Source organism: Kitasatospora cathayae, from assembly GCF_027627435.1.
Taxonomy (GTDB): domain Bacteria; phylum Actinomycetota; class Actinomycetes; order Streptomycetales; family Streptomycetaceae; genus Kitasatospora; species Kitasatospora cathayae.
In genome coordinates this window covers 6269248-6287423 of sequence record NZ_CP115450.1, presented here as the reverse complement: position 1 = coordinate 6287423, position 18176 = coordinate 6269248, and the positions used below count along the sequence as shown (strand labels likewise).

The 18176-nt window shown below is 72.3% G+C and carries 16 protein-coding genes; 6 read left to right on the top strand and 10 right to left on the bottom strand.

Going from position 1 to position 18176, the window contains the following annotated elements; genetic code table 11:
- The first annotated feature begins 117 nt into the window (after positions 1-117).
- On the top strand, positions 118-1362 hold the full coding sequence (locus O1G21_RS28110; RefSeq protein ID WP_270147581.1) for an MFS transporter: 1245 nt from the start codon (positions 118-120) through the stop codon (positions 1360-1362).
- Positions 1363-1416: 54 nt separating this feature from the next.
- On the opposite strand, the gene O1G21_RS28105 is transcribed toward O1G21_RS28110, so the two are convergent.
- Genes O1G21_RS28105 through O1G21_RS28095 form a run of 3 tightly spaced genes read right to left on the bottom strand, consistent with a single transcriptional unit; the run spans position 1417 to position 3158 of the window.
- A complete protein-coding gene (locus tag O1G21_RS28105; RefSeq protein ID WP_270147579.1) occupies positions 1417-1848 on the bottom strand; it encodes a hypothetical protein in 432 nt (143 codons plus the stop codon).
- A 44-nt stretch (positions 1849-1892) separates the two neighbouring features.
- On the bottom strand, positions 1893-2576 hold the full coding sequence (locus O1G21_RS28100) for a phytanoyl-CoA dioxygenase family protein (protein ID WP_270147578.1): 684 nt from the start codon (positions 2574-2576) through the stop codon (positions 1893-1895).
- Positions 2577-2618: 42 nt separating this feature from the next.
- Complete coding sequence (locus tag O1G21_RS28095; RefSeq protein WP_405000724.1) at positions 2619-3158, bottom strand: ATP-binding protein; 540 nt, start codon at positions 3156-3158, stop codon at positions 2619-2621.
- 216 nt (positions 3159-3374) lie between these two features.
- Here O1G21_RS28095 and O1G21_RS28090 point away from each other — a divergent pair, with 216 nt between their 5' ends.
- The 4 genes from O1G21_RS28090 (at position 3375) to ybaK (ending at position 7235) form a co-directional block, all read left to right on the top strand.
- Positions 3375-4721 carry a tetratricopeptide repeat protein gene (locus O1G21_RS28090; protein WP_270147577.1) on the top strand — a complete coding sequence of 449 codons (1347 nt, stop codon included), beginning with the start codon at positions 3375-3377 and terminating at the stop codon, positions 4719-4721.
- Positions 4722-4961: 240 nt separating this feature from the next.
- The gene (locus O1G21_RS28085) at positions 4962-5798 is read left to right on the top strand and encodes a hypothetical protein (RefSeq protein WP_270147575.1); all 837 of its coding nucleotides are present in this window, start codon (positions 4962-4964) and stop codon (positions 5796-5798) included.
- Between the two features lie 161 nt (positions 5799-5959).
- Positions 5960-6688, top strand: coding sequence for an LON peptidase substrate-binding domain-containing protein (locus O1G21_RS28080; RefSeq protein WP_270147573.1), 729 nt, complete (start codon positions 5960-5962; stop codon positions 6686-6688).
- 52 nt (positions 6689-6740) lie between these two features.
- Complete coding sequence (ybaK, locus tag O1G21_RS28075) at positions 6741-7235, top strand: Cys-tRNA(Pro) deacylase (RefSeq protein WP_270147571.1); 495 nt, start codon at positions 6741-6743, stop codon at positions 7233-7235.
- Between the two features lie 79 nt (positions 7236-7314).
- On the opposite strand, the gene O1G21_RS28070 is transcribed toward ybaK, so the two are convergent.
- The 6 genes from O1G21_RS28070 to O1G21_RS28045 all read right to left on the bottom strand — a co-directional run bounded on the left by O1G21_RS28070 (position 7315) and on the right by O1G21_RS28045 (position 13602).
- Complete coding sequence (locus O1G21_RS28070) at positions 7315-8052, bottom strand: hypothetical protein (protein ID WP_270147569.1); 738 nt, start codon at positions 8050-8052, stop codon at positions 7315-7317.
- 86 nt (positions 8053-8138) lie between these two features.
- Positions 8139-8948: an ABC transporter permease gene (locus tag O1G21_RS28065; protein ID WP_270147566.1), complete on the bottom strand. Its 810-nt coding sequence runs from the start codon at positions 8946-8948 to the stop codon at positions 8139-8141.
- Entirely contained in the window at positions 8945-9943 is a 999-nt protein-coding gene (locus O1G21_RS28060; protein WP_270147565.1) for an ABC transporter ATP-binding protein, read from the bottom strand. The genes O1G21_RS28065 and O1G21_RS28060 overlap by 4 nt, the downstream gene beginning before the upstream one ends.
- Before the next feature lie 95 nt (positions 9944-10038).
- Positions 10039-11316 carry an NYN domain-containing protein gene (locus O1G21_RS28055; RefSeq protein WP_270147564.1) on the bottom strand — a complete coding sequence of 426 codons (1278 nt, stop codon included), beginning with the start codon at positions 11314-11316 and terminating at the stop codon, positions 10039-10041.
- A gap of 242 nt (positions 11317-11558) precedes the next feature.
- A complete protein-coding gene (locus O1G21_RS28050) occupies positions 11559-12587 on the bottom strand; it encodes an aspartate-semialdehyde dehydrogenase (RefSeq protein ID WP_270147562.1) in 1029 nt (342 codons plus the stop codon).
- A 112-nt stretch (positions 12588-12699) separates the two neighbouring features.
- Positions 12700-13602, bottom strand: a complete 903-nt coding sequence (locus O1G21_RS28045; RefSeq protein ID WP_270147560.1) for a dihydrodipicolinate synthase family protein — start codon at positions 13600-13602, stop codon at positions 12700-12702.
- Between the two features lie 72 nt (positions 13603-13674).
- Between O1G21_RS28045 and O1G21_RS28040 the strand changes: the two genes are divergently transcribed.
- On the top strand, positions 13675-14562 hold the full coding sequence (locus O1G21_RS28040; protein WP_270147558.1) for a LysR family transcriptional regulator: 888 nt from the start codon (positions 13675-13677) through the stop codon (positions 14560-14562).
- A 50-nt stretch (positions 14563-14612) separates the two neighbouring features.
- On the opposite strand, the gene dnaE is transcribed toward O1G21_RS28040, so the two are convergent.
- Positions 14613-18146: a DNA polymerase III subunit alpha gene (dnaE, locus tag O1G21_RS28035; protein ID WP_270147555.1), complete on the bottom strand. Its 3534-nt coding sequence runs from the start codon at positions 18144-18146 to the stop codon at positions 14613-14615.
- Positions 18147-18176 lie beyond the last annotated feature (30 nt).

The following is an 18176-nucleotide window of genomic DNA, read 5'->3' as shown; positions in this document are numbered from 1 at the left end:
CTGGATGCCGTGCTCGGGGCGCCTGCGCCGGACAGTCCTCAAGTTGCCCTAGGGTGTGGGGAGTTCCCGGTGGCGGCTCGCTGCCGGGACTTCGTGCTTCCTGGGGCGGAGTGGATCATGCGATACGTGCGGTTGCTGCGTCGTGGACCTGTGCTCCTGCTGTGGGGAGCGCAGACAACGTCGGTGTTCGGCGACCGGCTGTACGCGATGGCCGTGATGTGGATGGCGTGGGAGCACGCGGGCGCCGGGGTAATGGGCCTGGTGGCCGTCGCCGAGTCGCTGCCGTACGTCGTGCTGGGCACGCTGGGGCGCCGGGTAATGGACTGGTTCGCGTCGCTGCTGGCTCTGGCGGTGGTGGACGCGGTCCGGCTGGTCCTGGTGGCCGCGCTGCCGTGGGCGTGGGCCGAGTTCGGCACGGTGGGGCTGATCACCTCGGCCGCTCTGCTGGGGGTGGGCGGGGCCCTGTTCGACCCGAACCTCGGCGCGATGGTGCCGGACCTGGTCAGGCCGGACGAGGTCCAGGCCGTCAGCGGGCTGATGGACCTGACCGGCCGGATCTCGCGCGTCGCCGGGCCGGGGGCGGCCGGGCTGCTGCTGGCGGTGATGCCGCTGGCCGGGCTGTTCTGGGTGGACGCGGCGACGTTCGCCGTCTCGGCGCTCGCCCTGGTGCTGCTGGCCGCCAGCGTCCGGCCGGGTGCTGCCGCTCCGCAGGCCGGGCTGCAGCCGGCGGGGACGCAGCCAGGTGCCTGGTCGCTGGTGCGGACCCATCCGGATACCGGTGTGGTGCTGGCCGTGCACGGGATCGGGATCTTCGCCGGGGCGGTGTCTCTGGCGATGCCCGCGCTGCTGGCTGCCCACCTCGACGCCGGGGCTTCTGCCTACGCGGCGGTGCTGGCCTGTACCGGCGCCGGGGCCCTGGCCGGGAACCTGGCGGCAGGGAACGTGCGGCTGCCGGCGCCGCTGACGGCGGTGTACTGCGCGGCGTGGGCGGTGTCCGGGCTGGTGCTGGCGGCCACCGGGCTGGCCGGGTCGCTGCCGGTGCTGCTGACACTGTCCGTCCTGTCGGGGGCGGTGTCGCCGTTCCTGCAGATCGCGCTGTCCACGCACTTCGCACTGTTCCCTCCGGCCGCCCGCAGGCGGCTGCTGACGGTGGACCTGACCGTGATCCGCACCTGCGGGACGGTCTCGATGCTGTTCGTCCCGGCGCTGGCCGCCACCGGCCCGAGGGTCGCATTCCTGGTCGGCGGCCTGGTGGTGACGGTGGTCGGCTGGGCGGGTGCCGTGCTGGTGCTCGCCCTGGCACGGGGCCGCCGGCCGCTGCCAGAGGTCGAGCCGGTTCCGGAGCTGGCGGCCCGCGACTGAGCCGAGCCGGGCCCCGCGGCGCGGGGCCCGGCCGGTGTGCTGGTACTGCTCAGGTCAGCTGGCGATCAGCTGCCAGTGGGTGACGGTGATGTCCTCCAGCGGGATGCCGAGCTGCTGGTAGATCCGCTGGTGCATGGCGCCGAACCAGGCGTCGCGCCGGTCGTCGAAGAACTTCTGGTCGTACCAGGCGACGCCGAGGAGGACGGTGCCTCCGCCGTTGGGGTTGCCGGCCTCGGCCTCCCAGTAGGTGCACTGCCAGTCCCAGAGCATGAGCTCCTCGGGGCGGTTGCGCAGGCGCTCGTCGGACTCGCGCAGGGACTGGATGCACCGCTCGGCAGTGGCCGCGTCGGGGCAGTAGTAGGTGCAGTCGGACTTGGCGATCGGGGTCTTGTCGGCGCGGCGGGCCGCGTCGGCGTCCTCCCCGGTCAGGACGCGGACCCGGGTCACCAGGTCCTCGCGGGTGGCGATCTCTTCGAGGATGGTCACGGTGTTGTGCTCCTCTCGATGGGGTGTTGATCCCTTGGGTGGTGCTACCAGCCCGTCCCGGTGACCGGGTCGGGGCTGGGGCTCTGGGGGTCGCGGCGGCGGATGCCGCCGGGGGCGACATAGCGGACGTTCAGGCCGACGCGGGCGCCGTCGCTGGAGTTGGTGCCGGAGCGGTGCAGCAAACGGCTGTCCATGAGCAGGGCGGTGCCGGCACGCAGGGGAAAGGCGGTGGTCTTGTCGGAGTTGAACCCGCTGGCCTGGTCGGCTCGGCCGCGTTCGGCGCCGTGCTCGTCCTCCGGGGCGAACGGCAGGTAGCCGAAGTGATGGGAGCCGGGTACGGCGTGCAGGCAGCCGTTGCTCACGGTGGCGTCGCTGAGGGCCAGCCAGGCGGAGACCGAGCGGTCGGGGTCCAGTTCGAGCCGGGCGTCGATGCCGTCCTGGTGCCAGGGGATCTCGAAGGTGCGGCTGGGCCACTTCACCACGAGGAAGGTGTTCTCCACCGCGACGTCCGGGCCAATGGCCTCGTGGACGGCGGCCAGCAGCTGCGGGGCGCGCACGGCAGCGCGGGCCCACGCGGCACTCAGGTGCGGGTTACGGATAATCTCCCGCTGCTGGGCACGGTGTTCGGCGACGAGCCGGGCGGCGCGCGCACGGGCGGCACCGGGGGTCGACCATTCGACGCCGGTCCGCAGCCCGCGGCGGCCGAGAACGCCGTTGGTCCTGGTCATGCTGGTCACTGGATCTGATCCCTTCCTGACGGGGGTTCCTGCCTAGCGAGCCGGAACGGCGGGACGGGTGCTGCCGGGGCAGTACGGAGCCTGTATCGGCGGCCGGCCACGGCGGCCGATCGCATTCACGACGGCCCGGACCGCTCGGCGCGGCCCAGCGAGGACCTGCCGCCGAGTCACCGGCTGGTCGGGCAGCGCCAGCTCCGCCCAGACCCGCTTGCCCCGCTCAGTCCGCTCGGCCCCGTGGGCCAGGGCCAGGCACTCGACCAGCTCCAGCCCCCGACCGCTCTCCGCGTCCGCACCGGCCCAGCGGCGCCTGGGCAGCACGATCGAGCCGTCGTAGACCTCGACCAGGGCCCGCCGCAGCCGGACGCTCACGTAGACGGCAACGGTGAACATCGACCGGTCGGAGTGCTGCACGGCGTTGGTCACCCGCTCGGAGGTGACCGTGTCCAATGCGAGCCGCGCGTCCTCATCGAGCAGGACACCCCAGCTGGCGATGCGGGTCCGCACCCTGCGGCGGGCGACGGGCACGGAGAGCGGATCTCTGGTCAGAAAGAAGACATGGGAATGCATGACCACGGTGGGGCACCCTTCGGCACTGGCCTGGAGAGCGGCACCGGCCATCTGGGAATGGACGAGCAGGTGGGCGGTACCGCCGATCGCGGAGCCGAAGCAACCCCGTCTTGCGGGGCTCGCGTTCGGCCTGACAATGAGTCAACAGGCATGTGCTCGGCGTGAACACGGTAGAGACACCCCTGACGCTTGAAACCCTTGAAACCCGGCCTGGGGGCGGCGATGTCAACACGTGAACGGACACCCAATGGCAAGCTCGCCGCGCTGATCGAAGAGTGCCGGTGGGCGAGTAACGGCGAGTTCGCCCGCGCGGTCAACCGGACCGGCACTGAGGTCGGATACAAGCTCAAGTACGACGAGTCCGCCGTCTCACACTGGGTCTCGGGCACCCGCCCCATGACCAAATACCAGAAGGTCGTCCTGGAGGCCCTGACCCGTCGGCTCGGGCGGCCCGTCACCGCGTTCGAGGCAGGCTTCGCCGATCGCCCTGACGTTCAGCCCCAGTCCACGGATACGGTGGCTGGACTGATCGACCTCGGGAGCATGGACATGGACCCATCGCGCAGGGGCGTACTCGGGGCGGGCCTGTATTCGGTCGCCCTCACCATCCGCGGCTGGCCGGACGTCGTCGGGCGGTTCGAGCGGCTGAAGGCCGATCCGCACACCAGGATCGGCATGGCCGAGGTCCAGTCCGTGATCGCCATGACCGAGCGGATCAGCGAACTGGACGACCAGTTCGGCGGCCGGACCGCCCGCCCGATGGCCGCCGCGTTCATGGTCAACAACATCGCCCCGTACCTCAAGGCCACCGCCTCCGACGAGGTGCGCAAGGCGATGCTCTCCGCTGCGGCCGATCACCTGTATCTGACCGGCTACATGGCCGTGGACGAGCGCCTGGACCTGCTCGGTCAGAGCTACTACACCAAGGCATTGGAGCTCGCCCTGGCCGCCGGCGACCACCTCACCTACTGCACCACCCTGCGCGGCATGAGCGTCCAGGCCGTGGAACTCGGCCACGGCGCCCCTGCCCTGCGGTACGCGAACGCGGCCGCGGCCGCCTCACCCGAGGCAGGACCGCGGATGCGCGCCTTCCTCGCCGGCCAGCAGGCCCACGCCCTCGCCCGGACCGGCGATCGCGCCGGAGCGCTCGCCATGCTCCGTGCGGCCGAAGTCGCCATGGAGCAGGCCGAGTCCAAGGCGAAGGCCCACGGCTCCTACGACCCGTCCTCGCTCTCCTACCACGTCTCCCAGGTCAACTACGAGCTCGGTGACCGTGAAGGCGCGATCCGCGCGCTCCTGCACTCCGAGAAGGTCCGGCCCACCGTGTACCGACGGGCCCGCGTCCGTCACCGCTCGATGCTCGCCGAATGGCAGCTCGAAGCCGGCCGGCTGGAGGAAGCTGTGCACAACTGGAATCTCGCCCTGGACGATTTCCCCCACGTCCAGTCCGGCCGGGCCGACGACCGCTTCCGCACGATGCTCTCCGCGACCCGGCCGCACCGCCGCAACCCCCATGTGCGCGAACTCCTTGAACGCGCCCACCCCATGGCAACCGGCCGCCGGATCTGACCAGCGACACGGACTCCATAATTGTCAGCGCTCGCCGCGAAGCCTTGCCCCCGATGTCAAGGGCGGGACCTTGGTGGCGCCACCACGGCCTCGCACTCAACAACCCTTCCGGCTGCGGATTTCACAAATGCTCCGCACTCCCAGTAGCGAATGTGCTACTTTCCGCATCATCAACAGAACACAGTTGACCCCGGCGGTGGTGGAACACCCCGGGGTCCGGCACAGGAGCTACCACTCCCAATGCAGATTCATCGTAGCGCCCACGCGCGCTGTTTCACCGTACTTCCGAACGGCCTCCTCCAGGACCGTCGCCTAAGCTTCACCGCGCGCGGCCTCCTCGCCGATCTCCTCTCCCGCCCCGACGGCTGGCGCGAGGACGGACGGCACATGGCCGACACCAGCACGCAGGGGCGAGGCGCCGTTCGCCGGGCGCTCAAGGAGCTGAAGGACGCCGGGTACTACCGCGTCGACACGTTCCGGCTGCCGAACGGCACCGTGCGCTCCGAGGCCCATGTGTTCGACACGCCCCAGTCCGCACCGGCTGTCCCCCAGCCGGCCGCCGGTGAGCGGGGCACCGGCCGCGCTGTCACCCCTCCCGTAAAGGAACCGGAAGAAGTACCCACCCTCCCTGCCCAGTTGACGCAACGGGACGAGCAGACCGGCGCGGCGGTGGCAGCGCTCTTCCGCGCGATCCGGCCCGAGCCGCGGTTGCGCCTCGGCGAGGCCGAGGCGCGGCAACTGGCGCCCCTCGTCGCCCAGTGGCTGGAGCGGGGCAGTTCGGCGGCCGAGTTGGCCCAAGCCCTGCTCCCCGCCCTGCCCACGCCCGTGCACTCCCCGGTGGCCCTCCTGCGCGACCGCCTCCGACGCAAGATGCCACCCGTCCGAGCACCTCAGGCCCCACCCGCAGAGTGCGCCAAGTGCCACGACCCGGTGCCCCGACCCGGCATCTGCCGCCCCTGTGCGGGCCTCGGCGGCACCAGGACCCTCGCGATCGGCATCGGCGCCGCCGCCACACCCGGCGGCGCCGCCCGTGCCCGCGCGGCCCTGCGCGGGCGTGGCGTGTCCGCCACCGCATGAATGCGGCCCCCAGCCACGGAACCGGCGCTCAGGTAGACAGCGAGATCGGATCGCTTTCCAGCGCGGCTGAGCCCGTCGGCCGGTCCCGTGCTGTCCGCTGATCGGGTGCGGGGCGATAACCGGGCGACAAGGTCGGGCCCCGGGCAACTACGCTGTCGGCCGTGACAGAACGGCTACCGCTCTTCCCGCTGAACACCGTGCTCTACCCGGGCCTCGTGCTGCCCCTGAACGTCTTCGAGGAGCGCTACCGCCGTCTCGTCGCCGACCTGCTCGAACGGCCCGAGGACGAGCCGCGCCGCTTCGGCGTGCTCGCCATCAAGGACGGCCGCGAGGTCGCCCCGGTCCGGCCCGAAGACGGCCCGGCCGGCCCGCTCGACGGGCTCGGCACCGTCACCGGGGACCCGCTGGAGGCGATGTTCCACATCGGCTGCGTCGCCGACCTCTCCTCCGCCCAGCCCCAGCCCGACGGCCGCTACGAGCTGCTGGTCACCGGAACCACCCGGTTCTGGCTGCGCTCCGTGGACGTCACCGGTCCGTACCTGACCGGTGAGATCGAGCCGATTGAGGAACGCCCCGGTGAGGGCTCCGGCGCCCTCGCCGCCGAGGTCGAGCGGGCCTTCCGGGTCTACCAGAAGCGCCTGGCCGGCGCCCGCGAGGCCACCACCCACGGCCGCCAGCAGCTCCCCGACGACCCCCAGGTGCTCTCCTACCTGGTCGCCGCCGCCTCGGTGTTCGAGACCCCGGTCAAGCAGCAGCTGCTCGCCTGCCCCGACACCGCCCAGCGGCTGCGCACCGAACTCGACCTGCTGCGCCGCGAGAGCGCCGTGCTCAGCTGGCTGCCCTCGCTGCCCGCGGTCGACCTCACCCGCCAGTCCTTCAGCCCCAACTGAAGCCCCGAGCCGAAGCCCCGAACCGAAGCCCCGACCGACCCAGGACCCCCGCATGGCCAAGAAGCCCAAGAAGGGCGGCCAGGGCACCCCGGCCACCGTCGCCCTGGAGACCGCCGCCGTCCCCTTCACCGTCCACGCCTACGACCACGACCCGGCCGCCGCCTCCTACGGCGGCGAGGCCGCCGAGGCCCTCGGCGTGGCCCCCGAACGCGTCTTCAAGACCCTGGTCGCCGACGTGGACGGCACCCTCACCGTCGGCGTGGTCCCGGTCGCCGGCCAACTCGACCTCAAGGCGCTGGCCGCCGCCGTCGGCGGCAAGCGCGCCGCCATGGCCGACCCGGCCGCCGCCGAACGCAGCAGCGGCTACGTCCGCGGCGGCATCTCCCCCCTGGGCCAGCGCCGCCCGCTCCGGACGGTGATCGACGCCAGCGCGCTCACCCACCCCACCGTCTACGTCTCAGCGGGCCGCCGCGGCCTCGAGGTGGAACTGACCCCCACCGACCTCATCACCCTCACCCAGGCCCACACCGCCCCCATCGCCCGCTGAGACGCCCGGGGCCCGGGAAAACGCAGGGAACGGAAGGCGCCGGCCTGTACCCGACCGCCGACCTCCCGCCCCACCGAACTCAGCCCTGCCCCCGGTCCTCCGGAGTCGGCACGACTGTAGGCTCCCCGCCAGGGGGCCCGTACGTCCCCGCCGGCACCCCCCAGTACGGCGGCGGGTCCTCCTCCCGCTTCCCGAACGCCGCCGACAGCGCCAGCAGCACCACCATCGCCGCCATCGGCCACACCAGCAGCGCTCCCAGCGCCCCCAGGTCGATGCTCGCGTCGAAGTGCCCGCCGTTGCCGACCCGCCGGGCCTCCCCGATCAGGTTGTCGCTGGGCCCGAGCCAGCGCCCGATCTTCCAGGCCCCGATCGAGCCGAGCAGTCCGCCGATCGCCAGCCCCAGCGCGACCGAGATCCCGCCGCCGCGCTTGCGGGTCACCAGGAAGGCCCCGAGCGCCGTGAGGACGCCCGCGCCGAGCCCGATCAGCACGAACACGGCGTCGGCCCCGGCCCGCTGCTCCCCTTCGGGGTCGACGTAGAGGATCCGGTCCCCGTCCACGACCAGCGGCACCTTGGGCGCGAGCCAGGCCCACAGCCCGGCCATCACCAGTCCGACCAGCAGGCAGGCGAGCACGACCCCGGACCCGATCTTCAGCTCGTCCGGCAGCGGGTGCTCCGCGACCGGCGGAGCCGGCGGCAGACCGGCCGGTGGCTCCTCCGCGGAGACCGGCGGCGGTGCGAACGGGTCGGGTACGGCTCCCGGCTCGGCCGGCACGTCGGCGCGGGCGGGTTCCGGAGGCGTGTTCGGTACGGTCACAGGCCCCATCGTTTCACGACGGTCGCCCGAACGGCCCACCCACCCGAACACCCACCCGAACGGCCGCCCGAGCGCCCGACAGCCCCCTACCGCGCGACCGCCCGCCGGTAGGCCCAGGTGGCCAGGGCCAGCGACACCACGCCGACCGCCGCGCACACCCCGAGGTCGGCGAGCACCATCCCCCAGTCCGGGTGGGGCGCGAAGGTCCGCGCGAAGGCCTCGACCCCGTAGGTCGAGGGCAGCAGGTCGCGCAGCCACAGCACCGGCTGCGGCAGGTGGTCGACGGGCAGCACGCCGAGCAGCAGGGCCGCCGACATGCCGAGTTGCCCGAGCATGGTCGCGATCTCCTGCCGCGGCGCCAGCAGCCCGCAGGCCGCGCCGAGCCCGGACAGCGCGGCCCCGGCGAGCGGCACGACGGCGAGCAGCACCCACAGCTGCCCCAGCGGCAGTCCGAACATCACCGCGCCGATGCCGGCCGTGACGACCGTCCCGGGCAGGGTGAAGGAGGCGTACGCGGCGGCCGCGCCGAGCACCACCGAGGCGGCGGGCACCGGGAGCGTCGCGTAGTGGTCGAGGCCTCCGGTGGCCCGCAGCTTGCCGAAGTACTGGGCCAGCAGGTTGAGCGCGACGAACGCCACCACCAGCACGCTGGACCCGGCGACCACGGACCGCGCCGCCGAGCTCTGCCCGGCGTCCACGACGCCCCGCATCATCACCAGGATGCCGACGGACTGGAAGGTGGCCACGAACAGCAGCGGGATGCGCGCCACCTTGGCCCGGGCGAGCTGTGCCCGGTACACGGCGGCGAGCGCGGGCAGCAGCCGCGCCGCGGGGGCGAGCGGGGCGGGGGGAACGGCGGACCGACGGGTCTGCGGGGGCACCGAGAGCAGCGTCATTTGGCCAGTCCTCCGTGGCGGCCGCCCAGCTTGAGGTAGGCGTCCTCGAGGCTCGGGGTGGCGAGGGTGAAGTCGTCGAGGGCGGCGAAGGCCGGGCCGCTGGTGACGGCGGCGACCAGTTCGCGGGCCTGCTCGGGGGTGGTGCGGACGGTCCAGCGGCGCCCGGTGCGTTCGGCCCGTTCGGCGAGTTCGGCGACGGCGGGGACGCCGGTCGGCGCCTCGTCCCGCCAGACCAGGTCGAGCCGGACGTCGCCGTCCACGAGGGCCTTGAGCCCGCCGGGGGTGTCGCACGCGATGACCCGGCCCTCGTCCACCACGGCGACCCGGTCGAGGACGGTCTCGGCCTCGATCACGTTGTGGGTGACCAGCAGCACCGTCGTGCCGTGGTCGGCCCGCCGCCGGTCGACGGCCGACCAGACGGCCCGCCGGGCGACCGGGTCCATGCCGGTGGTCGGTTCGTCCAGGACGAGCAGCGGCCGTTCCCCGACCAGGGTGGCCGCGAAGCAGGCGAGCCGCCGCTGTCCGCCGGACAGTTTGGCGAGCGGCCGCGCGGCGATCGGCTCCAGCCCGAGCTCGGTGAGGACGTCCGCCGCCGCGGAACGCGCCGCGGAGCGGCTGAGCCCGCGCAGTCGCCCGGTGGTCTCGGCGGCCAGCGCGACGGTCAGCTCGTCCAGCGCGGTGGATTCCTGCCCGAGGTAGCCGAGCAGCCGGGCGGCCCGCTCGGGATGGCGGACGATGTCGTGCCCGAGCAGTTCGACCGTCCCGGAGTCCGGCCGCAGCAGGCCGGTGAGCTGGCGGACCAGGGTGGACTTCCCGGCGCCGTTGGGCCCGAGCAGCCCGAAGATCTCGCCCTGGCGGACGGTCAGGCTGATCCCGTCGTTGGCCCGGATCCGGGTGGCGGCGGCGCCGCGCCCGCTGCGGTAGGTCCTGACCAGGTCGCGTACGGCGACGCACGGCGGGGTGTCCTGGGGTGCTGGCCCGGCCGTCTCGTTCACGACCGGAGACTTTACGCGCTCACACGGGCGAACCGGACAACGGGGGCCGATCGCCGGGGACCCGGTCAGCGGTCAGCCGGGGCCGTGGGCAGCGGTCAGTCGTCCACCACCATCGACCCGCCCGGCACCCGGGCCGCGAGTTCCTTCCAGAACCCGGCCCGGATGGCGTAGCGGTCGTGTTCGTCGATCTGGTCGTCCTTGTGCGCGAGCAGCCCGAAGCGGGCCGCGTAGCGCAGCAGCTCGCCGTCGACCCGGTGCGGGATGCGCGGGTAGTCGGGCCAGAGCACGGTGAGCCGTTCGAGGTCGCCGAGCCGCTCGCTCCAGCGCCGGGCGAAGACCTGCCCGACCTCGTGGGCGTCGCCGCCGATGGTGGTGATGTCCTCCTCCCGGTCGGCCCAGCGCTGTTCGGCGGTGGTCAGCTGGGCCAGGGTCGGCAGGCCGTCCCCGGCGGTGACGGAGGGCTCGGGCGCGGGCCGGTCGACCCAGCCGCGGTCGGAGGACCAGCGCAGTACCGGGCCGCCGGGCGCGTGCCCGTTGGCCACCGGCCCGCCCGCCGCGTTCCCGTTGGCGGGCAGGCCCGCCGCCGGGGTGATCGGGGTGACGGCCGAGACCCGCCCGGCGAGGTCCTTCGGGGTGGGCACCACCCGCAGCGCCGCGGCCGGCTGCGGCCGCCCGTGCGCGGCGGGCTCCTCGGGCACCGCCGCGGCGGCCGGCCGGACGACCGGGGGCACCACGCTGGGCAGGGGGGCCGGCGGAGCGGAGAGGATCTTGGCGATCTCCTGGCGGGCACCGCCCGTCCCGGGGGCGGGGAACACCGGAGAGTGGTCCCGCAGCGAGAAGGACCCCTCGATCCACTCGCGGTCCAGCACCCGCCGTTCGTCGGCCTCGCCGACCAGGTCCTCGGACTGGTTGAAGTCCCCGTCGGCGGCCTGCAACGCCCACAGGTGCACGGCCACGCCGTGTTCCTTGGCGGTCATCATCCCGGGCAGCAGGTCGCCGTCGCCGGTGATCAGCACGACATCGGCGCAGGCCCGGTTGCGGGCGAGCTCGGAGAGTTCGGCGTGCATCGCGGCGTCCACGCCCTTCTGCACCCAGCGCCCCTCGGCCCGGGTGAGGGCGCCCAGCCGTACGGTGACCCGGGGCAGGACGCGCAGCCGCCGGTGTTCGGGCATCGGGCGGCGGTCGGGGGCCGCGTCGAACCAGTAGATCCGCAGCAGCGGCAGCCCGGTCTCGGCCTCGGCGCGTTCCCGCAGGGCGCTGATCAGCGCGGCGTGGTCGACGGTGACCTTGGAGCGGGAGGGGTCGCCGGCGAGCAGGCTGGCGGCGGCGCCCAACAGGTATCCGGCGTCCACCAGGACGACACAGCGGTCCATCTGCGCACCTCTTTCCGCTCGCCCTCGGAGGTCGGTCTGGGTAGGCGATCTGCCCGTCGGCCGAACGTTCGGGGTGAGGGGCCCCCGTGACCGCCCGATCGTTGGGTCACCTTTTCCCCATGGTTCGCGGCCCGAACCTCGGGGGATGTCCCGGTCCCGCAACAGCCGCCCCAACGAGTCGCAAAGAAACACGAAGGCGGGCCCCGTTCAACGACGGGGCCCGCCAAACGTCACACGCGGCGTCAGCCGTTGAGCTCCTCGGCCACCAACTCGGCCAGCTGGACGGCGTTGAGCGCGGCGCCCTTGCGCAGGTTGTCGTTGGAGACGAACAGCGAAAGGCCGTTCTCCACGGTCTCGTCGACCCGGATGCGGCCGACGTAGCTCGGGTCCCGGCCGGCCGCCTGCAGCGGGGTGGGGATCTCGGACAGCTCGACGCCGGGGGCGCCGGTGAGCAGTTCGACGGCCCGCTCGGGGCTGATCGGGCGCTCGAAGCGGGCGTTGATCTGCAGCGAGTGGCCGGAGAAGACCGGGACGCGCACGCAGGTGCCGGCGACCTTGAGAGCGGGGATTCCGAGGATCTTGCGGCTCTCGTGGCGCAGCTTCTGCTCCTCGTCGGTCTCGTTCGAGCCGTCCTCGACGATGGAGCCGGCCAGCGGCACCACGTTGAAGGCGATCGGCCGCTGGTAGACCTTGGGCTCGGGGAACTCGACGGCGGAGCCGTCGTGGGCGAGCCCGGCGGCGCCGTCCACGACCTTGGCGGCCTGGTCCTGCAGCTCGGCCACGCCGGCCACCCCGCTGCCGGAGACGGCCTGGTAGGTGGAGACGACCAGGGCGGCGAGGCCCGCCTCCTCGTGCAGCGGGCGCAGCACGGGCATGGCGGCCATGGTGGTGCAGTTCGGGTTGGCGATGATGCCCTTGGGTCGGTCGGCGATGGCCTCCGGGTTGACCTCGGAGACGACCAGCGGGACCTCGGGGTCGCGGCGCCAGGCGGAGGAGTTGTCGATGACGACGGCACCGGCGGCGGCGACCTTGGGGGCCAGGGCCTTGGAGGTGGAGCCGCCGGCCGAGAAGATCACGATGTCCAGGCCGGTGTAGTCGGCCGTGGCGGCGTCCTCGACGGGGACCTCGGTGCCCTGCCAGGGCAGCGTGCGCCCGGCCGAGCGGGCCGAGGCGAACAGCCGCAGCTGCTCCACCGGGAAGTTGCGCTCAGCCAGGATCTCGCGGACCACGCCGCCGACCTGGCCGGTGGCCCCGACAATGCCGATCTTCATTCCGACTACTCCTCTGGATGGTGCTGTCTACAGCCGCACTCTGCCCATCATGCCTTGTCACGGGCGTCGTACGAGCTGCTGTTCCACGGTGTGAGAGGGCCCCCGGACGGCCCTATTGGTCCAGACCACTCGCGAGGGCCAGGGCGGCCGCGACCTCCGCCTCCCCGGCCGGCAGCAGCGGCAGCCGCACGTCCGGGGTCGGGATCCGGCCCTGGGCGTGCAGCACGCCCTTGGTCACCGCCGGGTTCGGCGCCGTGAAGGCCGACAGCGCCAGGCCGGTCAGCCGGTGCCCGAGCGCCCGGGCCCGCTCGACGTCCCCGGCCCGCCAGGCCTGGTACAGCTCGACGAACCGGCCGGTCGCCAGGTGCGCGGAGGCCAGGATGCCGCCGGCCGCGCCGAGCGCCAGCATCGGCGCCAGGAACGCGTCCTCGCCGGTCATCACCGCGAACCCGGCCGGGGTGTCGGCGAGCAGTTCGGCGGCCGTCTGGTCCAGCCCGCCGGTCGCGTACTTGACGCCCACCACGCCCTCGATCGCGGCCAGTTCGCGCAGCGCGGCGGTGGAGAGCTGCTGTCCGGTGCGGTACGGGATGTGGTAGACGACCAGCGGCAGCGGGCTGCTCGCGGCCAGCGCCCGGAAGTGCGCGACCGTCCCGGCCTCGCCCGCCCGGACGAAAGCCGGTGTGGTGACCAGCGCCGCCGCCCGCGGCACCCGCGCGCCGAGCGCGGCCAGCGCCTCGCCGACGGCCCTGGTGTCGCCGCCGGAGGCGCCGACGATCAGCTGCGCCCCGCGCTCGGCGCAGGCGGCCGCGGTGACGTCCACCACCGCGTCCCGCTCCTCGGCGGTCAGCGCGGCGGGCTCACCGGTGGTGCCGAGCGCGACCAGGCCGGCCGCCCCGGCGTCCAGGACCTCGTGCGCGAGCTTCTCCAGCGCGTCGAGCGCGACGCTGCCGTCGGCGGCGAAGGGGGTGATCAGCGGGATGTAGATGCCCTCGAGTTCCAGGCTCCTGAGTTCCATGCCAATGATCCTCCGGCCCGCCGATCGCCCAGGTCCAGTTCACATTTCCGACGCTTCTCGTAAGCTGAGCCGATGCTCGACGTCCGACGCCTGCGCCTGCTGCGCGAACTCGCCCACCTCGGCACCATCGCGGCCGTCGCCGAGGCGCTGTCCTTCAGCCCTTCGGCGGTGTCGCAGCAGCTGTCCGTCCTGGAGAAGGAGGCCGGCGTCCCGCTGCTGGAGCGCACCGGGCGGCGGGTCACCCTCACCCCGGCCGGACTGGGCCTGGTCCGCCACGCCGAGGCCGTGCTCGCCCTGCTGGAGCAGGCGGGCGCCGAACTCGCCCACGCCAGGCGGGGATTGGCCGGGCCACTGCGGATCGGCACCTACCCCTCGGCGGCCCGCGCGATCATCCCGGCGGCGCTCGGTGGCCTGGCCGCCTGGCACCCGCGGCTGGAGCCGATGGTCACCGAGGTCGACCCGGCGGCCGTCGGCGCGGCGCTGCGCGCGGGCGAGCTGGACGTGGCGCTGGTCCACGAGTACGACCTCGTCCCGGCCGACCCGGAGCCGGGCCTCGCGGTGACCCGCCCGGTCTTCACCGAGCCGATGTACCTGGCCGCCCGCGCCCCGGGGACGGTCGCCGAGCAGCGCGACGCGCCGTGGATCATGTCCCCGCCCGGCACCCTGTGCCACACCATGGCCGTCCGGGCCTGCGAGGCGGCGGGCTTCGCGCCCCGGATCCGGCACCAGATCGACGACTTCACCACGGTGCTCGCCCTGGTCGCCGCTGGTCAGGGCGTCGCCCTGGTCCCCCACCTCGGCACCGCCCAGCCCCCGCCGGGCGTCGTCCTCACCCGCCTGCCCATGTACCGCCGCACCCGCGCCGCCTTCCGCGCCGGCGCGGGCTCCCACCCGGCCATCTCCGCCTTCGTCTCGGCCCTCCACACGGCCGTCCCCCCGGGCCTCGGCAGCGGCGCCTGAACACGCGAAGGCCCGGGACGCGTACGCACCCCGGGCCTCGGCTCCCCGCTCTAGCCGGCCAGACAGCTCGGCCCGAGCAGCTGCTTCAGGTCCCCGAACAGCGCCGGGTCCGACTTCACCCGGTGCCGGTCCAGCCGCAGCACCGTCGTCTTGTTGCGGCCCTCCAGCCGCACCCGCACCTCGGTGGTGCCCTTGTGGTGGGTCAGCACCTCGCTGAGCCGGGCCACCAGCGGCGGGGTGACCTTCCCGCTCGGGATGTTGATGGTGATCGGCGCCTCGGCGTGCGCGTTCGACAGGTCCGGGACGGACAGCTCCATGCCCATCAGCCGCGGCACGTCCTCCCGCTTGTCGAGCTTGCCGCGCACGAACACCACGGCGTCCTCGACCAGTTGGGAGGAGACCAGCTGGTAGCTGGCCGGGAAGAACATGCAGTCGATGGAGCCCGCCAGGTCCTCCACCGTCGCGATCGCCCAGGCGTTGCCCTGCTTGGTCATCTTCCGCTGGAGGCCCGAGATGATGCCGCCGATGGTGACGATCGTGCCGTCCGGCCGTTCCGCGAGGTCGGCGACCGCGCAGTCCGACTTGTCGGCGAGCACGTGCTCGATGCCGTGCAGCGGGTGCGAGGAGACGTACAGGCCGAGCATCTCCCGCTCCTGGGCGAGCAGGAAGGACTTCTCCCACTCCTCCTCGGAGAAGACGACGTCCAGCCCGAAGCCGGGCTCGTCCGAGGTGGCGTCGCCGCCGAAGAGGTCGAACTGCCCCTCGGCCTCCTTCCGCTTCACCCCGACGACGTTGTCGATCATCGGCTCGAACTGGGCGCTCAGGCCCTTGCGGGTGTGCCCGAGCGAGTCGAACGCCCCTGCCTTGATCAGCGATTCGACGGTCCGCTTGTTGCAGACCACCGACTCCACCTTGTCCAGGAAGTCCGGGAAGGAGGCGAACTTCCCCTTCGCCTTTCGCGTCCGGATCATCGACTCGACGACCGGCCCACCGACGTTGCGGATGGCGGTGAGCCCGAACCGGACGGTGTCGCTGCCGTGCGGCGTGAAGTCGGAGTCGGACTCGTTGACGTCCGGCGGCAGCACCTGGATGCCCATCTTGCGGCACTCGTTGAGGTAGACCGCCGACTTGTCCTTGTCGTCCTTCACCGAGGTCAGCAGGCCGGACATGTACTCGGCCGGGTAGTTCGCCTTGAGGTACGCCGTCCAGTACGAGACCAGCCCGTACCCGGCGGTGTGCGCCTTGTTGAACGCGTAGCCGGAGAAGGGGACGAGGACGTCCCACACCGCCTGGATGGCCTCGTCGGAGTAGCCGCGCTCGCGGCAGCCCTTCTGGAAGGGGACGAACTCCGCCTCCAGGATCTCCTTCTTCTTCTTGCCCATCGCGCGGCGCAGCAGGTCTGCCTGGCCGAGCGAGTAGCCGGCCAGGATCTGCGCGGCCTTCTGCACCTGCTCCTGGTACACGATCAGGCCGTAGGTGGGCCGGAGCACCTCCTCCAGGGGCTTCTCCAGCTCCGGGTGGATCGGGGTGATCTCCTGCTGCCCGTTCTTGCGCAGCGCGTAGTTCGTATGGGAGTTGACGCCCATCGGACCGGGCCGGTACAGGGCGAGAACGGCCGAGATGTCCTCGAAGTTGTCGGGCTTCATCAGCCGCAGCAGCGAGCGCATCGGCCCACCGTCGAGCTGGAACACGCCCAGCGTGTCACCACGCGCCAGCAGCTCGTAGGTCGGCTTGTCGTCCAGGGGCAGATCAAGCAGGTTGATCTTGATGCCCTTGTTCTTCTCGATCGCCTTGACGGCGTCGTCCATGATCGTCAGGTTGCGCAGGCCGAGGAAGTCCATCTTGAGGAGGCCGAGGCCCTCACAGGTGGGGTAGTCGAACTGCGTGATGGTGACGCCGTCGGTGTGCCGGGTCCAGACCGGGATGTGGTCGGTCAGCGGCTCGGCGGACATGATGACGCCGGCCGCGTGCACGCCGGGCTGACGGATCAGGCCCTCGATGCCGCGCGCGGTGTCGATGACCTTCTTGACGTCCGGGTCGGTCTCGTACAGCCCGCGGATCTCGCCCGCCTCGCCGTACCGCGGGTGGCTCGGGTCCGTGATGCCGGACAGCGGGATGCCCTTGCCCATGACGTCCGGCGGCATCGCCTTGGTGATCCGGTCGCCCATCGCGTACGGGTAGCCGAGGACCCGGGAGGAGTCCTTGATGGCGGCCTTCGCCTTGATGGTGCCGTACGTGACGATCATGGCGACCTTGTCGGATCCCCACTTCTCGGTCACGTAGCGGATCACGTCACCGCGCCGGCGCTCGTCGAAGTCGATGTCGACATCGGGCATCGAGATGCGCTCGGGGTTGAGGAAGCGCTCGAAGATCAGGCCGTGCGGGATCGGGTCGAGGTCGGTGATGCCCATCGCGTACGCGACCAGCGAACCGGCCGCCGAGCCACGGCCCGGGCCCACCGCGATGCCCTGGCTCTTGGCCCACATGATGAAGTCGGCGACCACGAGGAAGTACGCCGGGAACCCCATCTGGATGATGGTGTCCATCTCGTACTCGGCGAGCTTCTTGTGCTCCTCGTCGTACCCGCCCGGGAAGCGCCAGTCCATGCCCTCCCAGACCTTGGACTTGAAGAAGTCCGCCTCGGACTCGAAGCCCTCCGGGATGGGGAAGCGGGGCATCAGGTTCTTGAACTTGAACATGCCCTCGGTGTCGACCCGGGAGGCGACCAGCAGCTGGCTGTTGCGGCAGCCCTCCTGCCAGGCGTCCGAGGAGTCCAGCGCGTACATCTCGGCGGCCGACTTGATGTAGTAGCCGGTGCCGTCGAAGCGGAAGCGGTCCGGGTCCGAGAGGTTCTTGCCGGTCTGCACGCAGAGCAGCAGGTCGTGGGCGCCGGCGTCGGCCTCGGTGGTGTAGTGCGAGTCGTTGGTGACCACCGGGGGGATGTTCAGCTTCTTGCTGATCTCCAGCAGCCCGTCGCGGACCCGCTTCTCGATCTCGAGGCCGTGGTCCATCAGCTCCAGGAAGTAGTTCTCCTTGCCGAAGATGTCCTGGTAGTCGGCGGCGGACTTCACGGCCTCGTCGAACTGGCCGAGGCGCAGCCGGGTCTGCACCTCGCCGGAGGGGCAGCCGGTGGTGGCCATCAGGCCGCCGGACAGCTCGGAGATCAGCTCCTTGTCCATCCGGGGCCACTTCACCAGCCAGCCCTCGGCGTAGGAGCGCGAGGTCAGCTTGAAGAGGTTGTGCAGGCCCTCCTTGTTCCGGGCCCAGATGGTCTTGTGGGTGTACGCGCCGGACGCCGAGACGTCGTCCTTCTTCTGGTGCGGCTGGCCCCACAGGATGCGCTTGGTGTTCGAGCGCGACTCGGGGGCGACGTACGCCTCGATGCCGATCACCGGGGTGATGCCCGCGTCGGTCGCCTGCCTGTGGAACTCGGCGGCGCCGTACATGTTCCCGTGGTCGGTCATCGCGACGTGGGTCTGGCCCAGCCGCTCGACCTCCTTGAACATCTGCTTCAGCCGGGCGGCGCCGTCCAGCATCGAGTACTCGGTGTGGACGTGCAGATGCGCGAACGGCTGGTCGCTCAAGGCGGGGCCTCCGGAGGCTCTGGTGCTGAT